Here is a 14,126-nt window from a genome sequence, read left to right as displayed (position 1 = left end):
CCTTCCTATTCAGCGCTTTTAAGTTCCAGTCCCAGTTCTCCCAACTGTTTTTCATCCACAATATTCGGCGCTTCTGTCATCAGGCAGGAAGCGTCTTTTACCTTCGGGAAGGCCATTACATCACGGATGCTGTCTTCTTTTGCCATTAGCATTACCATACGGTCCAGTCCGTATGCCAGTCCTGCGTGAGGCGGAACTCCATATTTGAAAGCGTCCAGAAGGAATCCGAACTGCTCATGGGCCTGCTCTTTTGTAAATCCAAGCACCTCGAACATTTTCTCCTGCACGTCATTCTGGAATATTCGGACACTGCCGCCTCCGATTTCATTTCCGCTCAGCACGATATCGTATGCCTTTGCGCGCACTCTCCCAGGGTCAGAATCTAAATACTGCAGATCCTCTTCCATCGGCATGGTAAACGGATGGTGCATTGCCACATAACGGTTCTGCTCCTCGCTCCATTCGAGCAGCGGGAATTCCATGATCCACACAAACTTGTACTCATTTTTATCCAGGATTTCCGTCTGTCTTGCAATTTCCAGGCGGAGATTTCCCAGAACGTCCCATACAACCTTGTTCTGATCGGCCGCAAAGAGCAGCAGATCCCCCGGCTCGCCGGACATTGCCTGTACAAGGCCCTGCATTTCATCCTCTGTCATGAATTTGGCAAAGGAAGACTTCATGCTGCCATCCTCCTGCAGTGCAATATAGGCAAGTCCCTTAGCGCCAAAGTCTTTTGCAAAATCGACCAGTTTATCGATCTTCTTGCGCGGCATGCCGCCCTGGCCTTTGGCATTGATGCCCCGGACTGTCCCGCCATTCTCCACGGCGCCTTTGAATACAACGAACTCACAATCTTTGACCGCTTCCGTCACATCCACGAGTTCCATGCCGAAACGGGTATCCGGCTTGTCGGAACCGTAACGGTCCATCGCCTCCTGCCATGTCATTCTTGGAATGGGCAGCGCTACATCCACATCCAGCACCTCTTTAAAGAGTCTTGCAAGAAGTCTTTCATTTACATCAATTACATCGTCTACGTCCACAAAGGAAAGCTCCATATCGATCTGGGTAAACTCCGGCTGTCTGTCCGCACGGAGATCCTCATCGCGGAAACATTTTGCGATCTGAAAATAGCGGTCATAACCCGAACACATCAACAGCTGCTTAAAAAGCTGCGGAGACTGGGGAAGCCCGTAAAAACTGCCCGGATGAACACGGCTCGGCACCAGGTAGTCCCTTGCGCCCTCCGGAGTGCTCTTACCGAGTATCGGAGTCTCAATCTCCAAAAATCCCTCTTCAGAAAGGAACTGTCTGGTAAGAGTAGCAATCCGGCTTCTCATCATCAGGTTCTTCTGCAGATCCGGCCTTCTCAGATCCAGATATCTGTATTTTAGGCGGAGTTCTTCCTTTGTTTTGCTGTTCTCTTCAATCGGGAACGGAGGGGTCTCTGATTCGGAAAGGATCCGCAGTTCATCCGCCCTGATTTCAATCTCTCCTGTTGCAAGGTTTTCATTCACAGCGCCGCTGCGCGCTTCCACCCTGCCCACAACCGCAATTACAAACTCACTGCGCAGCTTCGCAGCTTTATCGATCAGGGCAGACTTATCCTCCCCCTCAAACACAATCTGCAGAATACCGGAACGGTCTCTCAGGTCCACAAACACAATCCCGCCCTTGTTTCTGTTCTTCTGGACCCAGCCCATAACCGTTACCATCTCACCGATATTTGAACTGGACAACTCACCGCAGCGGTGAGTTCTCTTTAATCCTTTCATTGATTCAGCCATTTCCTATTCATCCTTTCTTCATAGGGGTCTGACCCCTTTGCAAAAGGGTCAGACCCCGTTCACACTTTTTTCACATTTAGAGAGTATCTATGGAATCCCGATAACATTCTACGATGTCTGCGTATCCCTGTTCTGTCAGCTGTTCCTTCTGGAACTTTTTGTTCTTCTTCATATTGGCGATCATAACCTGCCGCCCTGCCGCGCGCTCTGCTTTTGCCAGGTTCAGCACTTTCAGCATACCTTCCTGTGGCATATTTTTCTCGATTAGAAATGCCTTTTTATCCCGGCTGGCCGGCACCTGATAGCCCCGCTCCAGCAATAACATGACAATCCGCTCGAAGCCGATGGAGAACCCTACCGCCGGGGTGTTCTGCCCGGTGAATTTTCCGATCATCTCATCGTAGCGTCCTCCGCCGCCAACAGAACCACCAAACTCATCCATGGAGATTTCAAATATAGTTCCGGTATAATAAGACATGCCGCGCACCAGTGTGGGATCAAATGTGATTCTGAAATCCGCTTCTTTTGCACTGTCTACGCTCGTAATAATCATTTCCAGTGAAGCCGCCGCTTCATCCTCGAGAAAGCCTTCCAGCTTCTCTTTGCAGTAGCGTACGCCTTCCACGTCCCCCGTAATTTCTTTAAATAACTGAAGATATTTTTCCACCGTTTCTTTTGCATAACCGCAATCCTCTAATTCTGCTGCCACACCGTCCATTCCGATCTTGTCCATCTTGTCCAGTGTAATGAATACATTTTCATAGTCTGTTTCCTGAAATCCGCTGTATGCTGCCATTGCCTTTAAAAATCTTCTGTCATTGATGCGGATGGTAAAGTTTTTAAAATCCAGCTTTCCAAGCAGGGTGGATGTGGCAAGGATCAGTTCGATCTCAGCCAGGTTGCCCGGCTCTCCTAAAATGTCAATATCACACTGCATAAACTGACGGAAACGTCCTCTCTGGGGTCTGTCGGCACGCCATACATTTCCCATCTGCAGCGCCTTAAAAGGGGATGGCAGGTCGTTCGCATTGTTGGAGTAATAACGGCACAGCGGCACAGTCAGGTCATAGCGCAGGCCGCCGTCCACAAGATCCGCCTCTTCCCGGGCCGCATCAATTTTCAGCTTTTCTCCTCTTTTCAGGATCTTAAAAATCAGCTTTTCATTATCTCCGCCCTGTTTGCTGCACAAATTTTCAAGATGCTCCACGCAAGGGGTCTCGATTGATGAAAATCCGAATGCCTTGTATGTTTCCTTAATGAGCCCGATACAGTAATCCCTGATTTCCATTTCGCCGGGCATCATGTCCTTCATTCCGGTAACCGGTTTTTTCTTTAACGCCATAACCATTCTCCTTTTCTCTCTATCATCTCATCAATGCGGCCGATATACTCCGCAATGTCCTTCACATTTTCAATTCTCACCAGACTTGTCTGCCTGCCGTTCTCCAGGGTAATCTTCTCCGGCAGCACGATTTTCGTGGAAGCACCGGCTCCGGCAGCCAGGATTGTCTGCTTTTCTTCCATAATTAGTATATTGTATATTCCGGCTTTGTCAACCTTTGCATAGCCAACATTTTCAAAATTTCCTGCAATATTCTTCTGCCGGTACAGATAATAAGGTAAAAGGCCCATTCTTTCCGCGGTCGCGGCGCTCTCTTCCACCATCTGCTCAATCCCGGAATGCATGTCTATTTCCCGGTTCTCCTGCCCAAACTTCGCGGCTCTTTTGATTGCAAGCGAGTGAACCGTAAGACTGTCCGGCCCGAGTTCCTCGATCTGTCTGAGCGTATCGCGCATATCCGCGGCGTCCTCTCCGGGGAGCCCCGCAATCAAGTCCATATTAATATTCGTAAATCCCAGTCTCCTGGCCTGCCAAAACACGTCTTTCACGTCCTGGGCACTGTGTCTTCTTCCAACTGCATCCAGCGTCTTCTGCTGCATGGTCTGCGGATTCACCGAAATCCGGGTCACCGGATGACGCGCCAGTACCTCCAGCTTTTCAACCGTAATACTGTCCGGTCTTCCCGCTTCTACCGTGAATTCCAGCAGATTGTCAAAAGAAAATTCCTCCTCCAAAAGGCTTAGCAGCTGATCAAGCTGCGCTGCGTGGAGCGTGGTTGGGGTGCCTCCCCCGATATAAATCGTATTCAGCTTTCGGCCCGCTGCCGCCCTGCCGATGGCCGACACCTCTTTACACAGGGCTTCCATATACAGATCCATCTTGTCCGCCCACCGGTTAAGCGGGGACGATCCAAAGGAACAGTATGAGCAAATACTGGGGCAGAATGGGATACCTACATAAAGGCTCCAGCCATTTTTGCAGTCCAGCCGTCCCAGGAGATCCCTTTCACGCTGCGCAATCTCACATCCAAGCTCCGCTTTTTGTGGGCTGACCCCAAATACATCCTCCAGAAATCTGATCGTCTCCTCTTTGCTCATACCGTTTTCCAGCTTCTGCATTGCCAGCTTCGTCGGCCTGACGCCGGTCAGCATTCCCCAGGCAAGTGTCCTCCCGGTCACGCTGCTGAGATAATCATAGGTCTGTTTTGTCACATGCCGTTTCGTCTCCTGCCGGTCCCCGGAATGCCCGGCTTGCTCCTTCGTAATGGAAAAGCAAGAGCCCCCTTCCAACACTAGTCTTACCAGGGGTTCTTGCCTGTCATCCACCTTCTGCCTGATTTCCTCATTCGGAAAAAAGGCTTTTACGATATGGTACAAATTGTACATATACAATGTATCATTACTGCTGATCTCTATCATAATAAACTCAAATTCCTGACTATACGTTATTTTTGGAGAGTTACTGGCCATGTAGTAAAGGGATTTCCAACCGGATTTGCCATATCAAATAAACGGATTGTGTATCTTCTCAAAACCAATCGTAGTCTCCTGCATATGCCCCGGATAAACCTTGGTCTTCCCGGGAAGGCGCATCAGCTTATCCTGAATGGACCGCACCAGCTCGCTGTAGCTTCCTGTGGGCAGATCCCCTCTGCCGATGGAAGTCCAGAACAGGGTATCCCCGCTGAACAGGACTCCTTCCGCAGGAATATAGTAACAGCATCCGCCGATTGTATGTCCCGGCGTATACAGCACCTCGATCTCCATCCCCGCGGCTGTCAGCTTCTGGCCGTCTTTTAAATACTCGGCATCGGAAAAGGTATAGCCTGGTCCATATTCTGCCGAGGCATTCAGCACAGAATCATTTAGCAGCCCCTGCTCCTCCTCGTGCGCATAGACGGGAACCGGAAATTCCTTCAGGAATCCATCAAGCCCCATAATATGATCAAAATGCCCGTGGGTCAGCAGAATTGCCTTCAGCTTGAGTCCCTCGCTTTTTATATGGCCCACCAGCTCTTCCGGACAGATCGCCGGATCCACCAGAAAACATTCCTTTGATTCTTCATTCTGTACAAGATAACAATTCGTCTGGAGCATTCCAATAACAAACTTCTCTACTTTCATCGCTCTACCCCGCCGTCCTTTCAATATCCATCACGCCTTCAATCTGGCGCAGCTTCTCAATTACCCGGTTCAGTTCCTCTCTGCCATGGACAATAAATCCCATATCCAGAGAAGCCGTTCCCTTCTTGCTCGTTCTAATATTCATAGACTTCACGTCAATCTTAGCCTCTGTGAAAATCTTGGAAATCTCCATCAAAAGCCCCTGCCTGTCATGGGCAAACATCTTCAGTTCCGCCAGATACTGACCGCCGTTTTCTTCCGCTGCCGTCTCTTCCCACTCGGCATCAATCAGCCTCTCTCTCTCGGTCTCGGAGAGATGAATCATGTTCACACAGTCTGTCCTGTGAATCGACATGCCGCGTCCCCTGGTGACAAAACCAACAATCTCATCTCCGGGCACCGGATTACAGCATTTTGAAAAACGCACCGCCATATCATCGATTCCCTTAACCACGATCCCGCTCCTGGACTTAGCGATATGCACCTTCTGGTTATTCGCCTCGGAGATCTTCTCCAGGATTGTTTCATCCGTGATCTCTTTTTTATGTTCTTTCTCATACTCCTCCACAAGGCGGTTCACGACCTGGCCTTCCTTCACACCGCCGTGCCCGAGCGCCGCAAGCACCGCATCCCAGTCGCGGAATCCGTACTTTTGCTGCACAATCTGCTGATATTTCGCTTTCATGATATTCTGGGGATTGATAGACTTTGTCTTGCAGTAGGCAGCGATCAGCTCTTTTCCCCTGATAATATTGTCTTCTTTAAATTCTCTCTTAAACCACTGATTAATCTTGTTCTTCGCCTGGGTGCTTTTGACAATATTCAGCCAGTCCCGGCTGGGCCCCTTGGAATTCTGTGAGGTCAGAATCTCAATTCTGTCCCCGTTCTGTATCTTATAGTCAATATTGACCAACTTCCCGTTCACCCTGGCGCCCACCATCTTATTCCCCACCGCACTGTGGATCGCATATGCGAAATCCACCGGAGTGGAGCCGTTAGGCAGATTCTTTACGTCCCCGTTGGGGGTAAAACAATATACATCCTCTGCAAATAAATCCAGGTCGCCTTTTAGCAGGCTTAAAAACTCCCGGTTATCCGACATATCACGCTGCCATTCCAGAATCTGGCGCAGCCAGCTCAGCTTTTCTTCTTCCTGCGCTTTCACGCTCTTTCCTGCGCCGCCTTCTTTATACTTCCAGTGCGCCGCGATTCCGAATTCTGCCGTCTTGTGCATCTCTTCCGTGCGGATCTGTATCTCAAAAGGCTGCCCGGAAGGTCCCATCAGTGTTGTGTGCAGGGACTGGTACATATTGGCTTTCGGCATGGCAATATAGTCTTTAAAACGCCCCGGTATCGGCGTGTACATCTCATGAATCACGCCAAGCGCAGCATAGCAGTCCTTAACCGAATCCACAATGATGCGCACGGCAAACAGGTCATACACCTGATCCAGCGTTTTATTCTGGTTTACCATCTTTTTATAAATACTGAAAAAATGCTTAACCCGGCCATATACTTTGGCCTCGATGTGAGAGTTTTTCATATGGGTGGAAACCTCAGCCACGATCTGCTGTACAAACTCCTCCCTCTCAGTTTTGCGTTCATTCAGATCCCTCACCAGGTCAAAATACACTTCCGGCTGGGAATACTTCAGCGACAGGTCATCCAGTTCCGTCTTAATCTTGGAGATACCGAGCCTGTGTGCGATCGGGGCGTAAATGTCCATCGTCTCCCGGGCTTTTTCCTTCTGCTTAGCCGGGGTCATAAACTCCAGTGTACGCATATTGTGCAGCCGGTCCGCCAGCTTAATAATGATCACACGGATATCCTTCGCCATGGCCAGAAACATCTTACGCAGATTCTCGGCCTGAACCTCCAGCTTATCCTGGGAGTAGGATAACTGTCCCAGTTTCGTGACCCCATCGACCAGAAGTGCTACCTCCTCGCCGAACTCTCTTGCCACATCCTCCAGTGTCATCTCCGTGTCTTCCACGGCATCGTGCAGCATACCTGCAACAATCGTCTCCTTATCCATCTCCAGATCGGCAAGTATAATGCCCACCCAGAGAGGATGTATAATATACGGCTCGCCTGACTTGCGCGCCTGATCCTTATGCGCGCTTTTAGCCGTCCTATAGGCCTTCTCAATCAGGGTAATATCTGCGGATGGGTGATACTTCCTGACTCTGGCTATCAAAGCCTGATATAATTGTTCAGGGTCTTGATAATCTTCGGGTGCTTTCACAGCATGCCCATCCACAATCTCCAGATTTTTATTCAGTAATTCATATTCCGGAGTTCCCGCCATATCAATTCCCCCTTTCTTCTATGGTAAGTTTCATACCCCTAAGTATAACATTATTTTAACAATTTTCAAACTATTTCCCCATAAATAGACGCAAAAACGCATAAAATTGGAAACAGTTCAGACAGACCTGAACTGTTGCGCATCCAGTTCATTTAAATTCGCCTCCTGCGAAGAGCCGGATGCCTGCTGCTGCCATGTTTTCGTACGGTCTTCGCAGTAAATACCCAAACCTGTCTGAATTGCTGCTAAAATTACTATATACAGTAACTTAAAATGGCGCTATTGATAGTTTACTACTGTAATCTGCAGCGTTTTCTTACCCATATAGTCATTCACAGACGGATAGAAAGTAAATGACAACTCGTCTTTCCGCTTTATATAATCCAGGCAGTCCTGCGCATCCCCAAAGTAAATTGCCTCCATCTGGTTTCCCCGCCTGTCCTGGACACGAAATTTCAAAACATTCTGATTTTTTCCGATAATCCTGGGACTGAGCACCTTCAGATTCTTTTCTGCGAACAGGGGTTTCGTATTCCCTTTTCCAAAAGGCTCTAAAAGCTCCAGTTCGGATACCAGCGATTCGGTCACATATGCAAGAGGAAGCTGCATGTCAATGGATACCTTCGGCAGAAGATCTTCCTCAGATAAAACAGCCAGCTCGTTGATTGTTTCACGGAATCTGCCCACATTTTCCTCCTCCAGGGACAGCCCTGCCGCCAGCTTATGCCCCCCGAACTTCGTAAACAGCGCCCGGCATCTGCACATCTCCTCAAACATATTGTAGGACTCAATGGACCGCCCGGAGCCTTTCACGCCCTCCTCGCCCTGGGTGAGCACAAAAGTGGGACGGTAATATCTCTCCTTAATTCTTCCCGCTATGATGCCCGCTATACTTTCATGGCACTCCGGAAGATAAACAACCAGAACCTTATCCTCCTTCAGAGAAGTATTCTCAATCTGCTCCACCGCCTGCTCCACGCCCTTTTCCGTCATCTCCTTGCGGCTGTCATTGAGAGCCTTAAGATCCTCCGCCAGCATCACTGCTTCTCTGCGGTTCGGTGCATTCAAAAGCTCCAGCGCGCGTTTTGCCGTGTCCAGACGGCCGCTGGCATTAATGCAGGGCCCCAGCACAAATCCGATATGATAAGCCGACAGTCTGTCCACAGGGACTCCCGTACACTCAATCAGCGCCCTCAGTCCAAGATTACCGGTACGCTTCAGCATTTCCAGCCCCTGCTTCACAAAAATCCGGTTTTCACCGGTCAGATCCATCACATCCCCTACAGTAGCTATGGCCACATTTTCCATCAGATAATCAATATCATCCACATCTTTCTGCATCACCTCATAAAGCGCTTCCACCAGTTTGTAAGCCACTGCCGCCCCGCAAAGCCCTTTAAAAGGATATTCACAATCCGCCCGGTGCGGATCTACCACTGCGTCCGCCTGGGGCAGCAGATATTCCTTCACACCGCCTGCCTCCAGATATGGCACCTCGTGGTGATCCGTCACAATAATCGTAAGTCCCCTCTGCTTGCCATAAGCAATCTCCTCCGCAGCCGCAATCCCATTATCGCATGTAATAATCGTATCGATACCATCCTCCAGGGCGCGGTCAATCAGCATCCTGTTCAGTCCATACCCATCCCGTATCCGGTCCGGAATATCCGTATCTACATCACCGCCCAGCTTAGAGATCCCTTCCTGCAGCACATAAGTCGCATTCACCCCGTCAATATCATAATCCCCGATAACACGGATGGCCTCCCCTCCCCGGATCTTCTCCGCCAGAATCTCCACCGCCTTATCCATATCCTTCATCAGCATTCCATCATACAAATCCGCAATGGTCCCATTCAAATAAAACCCAATCTCCTCATCCGTCATCAAATCCCGGTTCCGAATCAGCCGCGCAAGAATCGGAGAAACATGGTACCGCTCAGCAATCCCATTAAAATCCGCCTTCTTCATAGAAACAAACCACTTCTCCACCTTTTATCCTCCTCGTACACATTATACCGCACCCCAGTGCACATCTATTGCCTTCACCCATTAGCCTGGTCAAACATCACCACATCCGCACACCCGTACATAACATAACAACTCACTGCCGCCCCTAAAAGCGCATCCCCCAAAACATCTCCGAATTACACATATCAGTACCATATTATCCACAAACACACCCCACTGTCAACAAGAACCTGTCGTAATTTGTCGACGCAGCATATAAACAGTTACTACTAACGCCCCAGGGGCCGCGCATAGTAACTATAAACTCTCTAAAAAGCTCCCCCGTCTCCCAACCCAATCAGCTGCCCCCGCCAAACCTCCGGGCAAGCCCCCCTCCCGCAAGGATGCGTCCAGCCTGAGAAAATCGGGATGCTCCGCCGCTGTCCGGTGAGGCTTATGCTGATTCCGGAAGCCTCTAGCGTGCCATAGAAGCGCTTACTGCGAAAAAGCCGCATTTTATGGAGGATAATTGATTCCGAATCAATTATCCAGAGCGTCTGAGCTTAGAAAGCATCAGCTTTCTAAGTGAATACGCTCGGTTCCATAAAATGCGGCTTTTTCGCAGTTAGCGCTTCTAGTACTGCGTTGCATAATTAGCAGTGAATAAAGTGCCTGATATCTGCATCAGGTGTGCGTCTGCGAAGCGACGGCGTAGCGGTTCCTACGTCTAGCTTCGCAGACGTGCTCCTGTTGTAGATAGCAGGTGCTTTATCACTGTTAATTGCGCAACGCAGTACTAGGCTAAGCGCCCGGTTTCCGGAATCAGCATAAGCCTCACCGGACAGCGGCGGTGCATCCCGATTTTCTCAGGCGCCCCCGCCGCCACTCTACTTGCTTCTCTTCTTCATCACATACCAAAGTGCTCCCGTTACGCACACAGATGAATAAGCTCCACATACAATTCCCACCATCAGCGGCAGTGCAAATTCTTTGATTGAACTTACACCCATAATATAAAGAACCGCCACCATTACAAATGTTGTCAATGAGGTGTAAATACTACGCGTCAGTGTACGGGTGATGCATCTGTTTACAAGAACAGCCAGATCCTCCCCGCGCTTCTTCGTCTTCATCTCCTCACGGATTCTGTCGAAGATTACGATGGTTGCGTTGATGGAGTAACCTACTATAGTCAGCATACATGCGATAAATGTATTTCCAACGGATACTCTTGCGATCACGTAGAACGTCAGTACCACAAGAACATCATGCAGCAGCGCCAGTACCGCGCTGGTTGCAAAGCGGATATCCTTGAAACGGAACCAGATGTAAAGCAGCATGCAGATTGTTGCAATCAGAACCGCGATGACCGCGTCCTGTCTCATCTCTGAGCTGACCGTTGAACTGATATTTTCTGTCGTAATCTCATCCTCATTTACCTTGAAATTATCGACCATAGCCTTATTAAATGCTTCCCGCTTATCCAGTTCGAGAGTCTGTGTCTTGAAGATGACCTGGTTTGTTCCTTCCACCTTCTGAACCTGGACATTATTGTCGCCGGTTGCGTCCTCAATTAGAGGTACGATATTTTGATCAATCTCCTCCAGGCTGTATTCCTGATCAAAGGTCACATTCGTTGAGGTACCGCCCTTAAATTCCAGGCTGTAATTCAGAACGCCCTTCCCCTGGCCTCCATTGATTCCCATAAAGACAAAACCTACTAAAACCAACGCGATGGAGATTCCGAAAAACACCTTTCTCTTTCCGAGGAAATCGATAGGTTTGCGTTCCGCTTTCACACGTCCGTATACTTTTTCATTGTGAATACCCACGGCATAGAAAGCATATACGATGAGACGGGTAATTACAAGCGCAGTAAACATAGAAACCACAATACCCAGGGCCAGCGTCTGCGCAAAACCTTTGACAGTGCCGCTTCCCTTGAGCCACAGGACTGCCGCCGCAATCAGTGTTGTAATATTGCCGTCCAGAATGGCTGACATTGCCTTATGGAAACCTGCATTCAGGGATGCCCTCACGGACTTGCCGGTCGTCAGTTCCTCCCGCACTCTGGCAAAGATAATTACGTTCGCATCCACCGCCATGCCGATGCCAAGGATGATACCCGCAATACCCGGCAGGGTCAGTGTAATGTCAAATGCATTCAGCAGAACCAGGATCAGCCCTGTATAAATCAGCAGTGCGATACTTGCCGCCAGTCCGGGAAGCAGATAAACAACGCACATAAAGATAAATACAATAGCAAGGCCGATAGCGCCTGCCTTTAAGCTCGTGCTGATTGCCTCTTCACCGAGCTGTGCCCCCACTACATTTGAACGGAGTTCTTCCAGTTCCAGGCTCAGCCCGCCGATCCGGATCGTAGAAGCCAGTTTGTCCGCCTCCTCGAAGCTCATACTGCCTGAAATCTGAGCCTCGCCGTCCTTAATCTCGGAATTCACACTCGGAACACTGATCAGCTCTCCATCGTAATAGATCGCAATGGTCTCCTTAGCCGCCAGCGCAGCCTTTGTAGCCGCGGCAAACTTCTCTGTCCCTTCTTTTGTAAAAGACAGCTGTACGATATTTTCCTTATTCTGCAGATCATCCTGGGTGGTCGCTGCCTGCGCATTCTTAACATCCGTACCATTCAGAACAATGGAGCCGTCTTCCTGCAGCTCTTCAATTGTCTTGTCCAGTTTGTATTTGCCGTTGGAATCCAGACTGTAGTTTGCATTGCCTTCACTGTCTTTCTCCCGGATAAAATACAGGGAACCGGGCTGACCCAGCTCATCAAGGATCTTGTTGGCATCCTTAACTCCAGGGATCTCGATGCTGATCCTGTCCTCACCTTCCTGGTAAACTGTTGCTTCTGTACTATACTGTTCTACACGCCTTTGCAGCTTGTAGATTGTATCATCCATGTCAGACTGGGACGGCTTGTCCCCTTTTACCTGATAGGTGATGCTGACACCGCCTTCCAAATCCAGCCCAAGTTTAATGTTCTTTGCAGCGCCTGAACCTGTTTTCCCGAATCCTACAATCGTTGTAAAGCCCAGAAGGGCAATCAGGACAACCGTCAGAATCAGGCTGATAACGCCTTTACTTTTCTTCATGAGTCACATTCCTTTCTTCGTCTGCCAATGCAGCCTTTATCATAATCGCGCACTCCACACGCTTACGTTCCATCTCACAGCTGACATCATAGGTATCGTGGATTGTATTATGGAATTTGTATGAATTAGCCATACAGCCGCCGCTGCAGTAAAATCTTGCAAAACAGCTGCGGCACTTCTCCTTTGAGTAAACGCTGCAGCCGCGGAATTCATCTGCAATCTCCGGCTTCACAATTCCGCTGTCCACATTTCCCATTAAAAATGCTTCATCCCCCACAAACTGATGGCAGGGGTACAGATCCCCCCAAGGCGTCACCGCCAGGTACTCGGTTCCCGAACCGCAGCCGGACAGACGCTTGGCCACACACGGTCCGCCTTCCAGATCCAGCATAAAATGGAAGAATGTAAATCCTTCGCCATTTCGCTCGCGTTCCACCATTGTCTTTGCCAGCGTATCGTATTCGCTGAAGATCTGCGGCAGGTCGCTCTCGCGTATGGCATAGGGATCCGTCTCTTCCCCCACCACCGGCTCGATAGATATCTGCTGGAAACCTAATTCCGCAAAATGCATCACGTCCTTCGAAAAGTCCAGATTCCCCCGGGTAAATGTTCCGCGTATATAGTATTTCTCCTGATTTCTGCTCTCGGCCAGCTTCTGGAACTTAGGCACAATCAGGTCATAACTTCCCTTTCCGTTGCGGAAGGGCCGCATGCTGTCATTCACTTCTTTTCTGCCGTCGAGGCTCAGCACGACATTATCCATCTCACGGTTCACAAATTCCTGAACCTCATCATTGAGAAGAACGCCGTTCGTGGTCAGGGTAAAACGGAAATGCTTGTCATGCAGCTTTTCCTGTTCTCTTCCGTATGCTACCAGGTCCTTTACCACCTGCCAGTTCATCAGAGGCTCGCCTCCGAAGAAATCCACTTCCAGGTTCCTTCTGCTTCCGGAATTGGCAATCAGAAAATCCAGCGCCTTCCTGCCCACTTCATAGGACATCAGCGCACGTCTCCCGTGATATTCCCCCTCTTCCGCAAAACAGTACTTACAGGCCAGGTTGCAGTCATGTGCGATATGAAGGCAGAGCGCCTTTACCACCGTTTTCCGCTGCTTTACCTCCCCAATATAATCCTCATAGATGTCCTCCGTAAACAGCTGTCCGGCTTCGGTCAGCCCGATCACCGCTTCCAGCACTTCCTGCAGATCCGATTCGCTCAAGGATCCCCCCAGAGTCTCCTTGAGACACCGGTATGTTTCTTCTGACTGCAGAGACTCCACAGTATGGGAAGGATTCATTGCCTCGAGACATGCTATCACATCATATGCGGCCTTGTCCACCACGTGGACAGCACCGCTGTTCACATCAAGGACAATGTTATATCCATTATTCTGGTACTGATGTATCACAACAGATACCCTCACTTTCATCATAATTCAGGCCATTACCGGTTTTGATTCCCGGTAACAAGCGTAAGGCAGCGGCCGAGGTCGCTGCCCTG

The 14,126-nt window shown here is 49.6% G+C and carries 9 protein-coding genes; all 9 read right to left on the bottom strand.

From position 1 onward, the window contains the following. Nucleotides 1-5: 5 nt before the first annotated feature. The 9 genes from aspS to scfB all read right to left on the bottom strand — a co-directional run bounded on the left by aspS (nucleotide 6) and on the right by scfB (nucleotide 14,034). Entirely contained in the window at nucleotides 6-1,790 is a 1,785-nt protein-coding gene (gene aspS / locus ARB69_RS18105) for an aspartate--tRNA ligase (protein ID WP_055154596.1), read from the bottom strand. A gap of 76 nt (nucleotides 1,791-1,866) precedes the next feature. Beyond that, on the bottom strand, nucleotides 1,867-3,132 hold the full coding sequence (hisS, locus tag ARB69_RS18100) for a histidine--tRNA ligase (protein ID WP_050641387.1): 1,266 nt from the start codon (nucleotides 3,130-3,132) through the stop codon (nucleotides 1,867-1,869). Beyond that, nucleotides 3,123-4,310: a coproporphyrinogen dehydrogenase HemZ gene (hemZ, locus tag ARB69_RS18095; protein ID WP_420319458.1), complete on the bottom strand. Its 1,188-nt coding sequence runs from the start codon at nucleotides 4,308-4,310 to the stop codon at nucleotides 3,123-3,125. The genes hisS and hemZ overlap by 10 nt, the downstream gene beginning before the upstream one ends. A 119-nt stretch (nucleotides 4,311-4,429) precedes the next feature. Then, nucleotides 4,430-4,477: a hypothetical protein gene (locus ARB69_RS28495; protein WP_369794802.1), complete on the bottom strand. Its 48-nt coding sequence runs from the start codon at nucleotides 4,475-4,477 to the stop codon at nucleotides 4,430-4,432. A gap of 157 nt (nucleotides 4,478-4,634) precedes the next feature. Then, nucleotides 4,635-5,255 carry an MBL fold metallo-hydrolase gene (locus ARB69_RS18090; protein ID WP_055154594.1) on the bottom strand — a complete coding sequence of 207 codons (621 nt, stop codon included), beginning with the start codon at nucleotides 5,253-5,255 and terminating at the stop codon, nucleotides 4,635-4,637. Between the two features lie 4 nt (nucleotides 5,256-5,259). Beyond that, nucleotides 5,260-7,563, bottom strand: coding sequence for a RelA/SpoT family protein (locus tag ARB69_RS18085; protein WP_050641390.1), 2,304 nt, complete (start codon nucleotides 7,561-7,563; stop codon nucleotides 5,260-5,262). A 279-nt stretch (nucleotides 7,564-7,842) separates the two neighbouring features. Further along, complete coding sequence (recJ, locus tag ARB69_RS18080) at nucleotides 7,843-9,555, bottom strand: single-stranded-DNA-specific exonuclease RecJ (RefSeq protein WP_050641391.1); 1,713 nt, start codon at nucleotides 9,553-9,555, stop codon at nucleotides 7,843-7,845. 845 nt (nucleotides 9,556-10,400) lie between these two features. Then, nucleotides 10,401-12,626 carry a protein translocase subunit SecDF gene (locus tag ARB69_RS18075; protein ID WP_050641392.1) on the bottom strand — a complete coding sequence of 742 codons (2,226 nt, stop codon included), beginning with the start codon at nucleotides 12,624-12,626 and terminating at the stop codon, nucleotides 10,401-10,403. Beyond that, entirely contained in the window at nucleotides 12,613-14,034 is a 1,422-nt protein-coding gene (scfB, locus tag ARB69_RS18070; RefSeq protein ID WP_050642714.1) for a thioether cross-link-forming SCIFF peptide maturase, read from the bottom strand. The genes ARB69_RS18075 and scfB overlap by 14 nt, the downstream gene beginning before the upstream one ends. Nucleotides 14,035-14,126: the final 92 nt, after the last annotated feature.

It is taken from the genome of Faecalicatena contorta, from assembly GCF_001404335.1.
GTDB lineage: Bacteria > Bacillota > Clostridia > Lachnospirales > Lachnospiraceae > Faecalicatena > Faecalicatena contortus_B.
The sequence above is the reverse complement of the archived record's forward strand: the minus strand, read 5'-3'. Positions and strand labels throughout refer to the sequence as shown.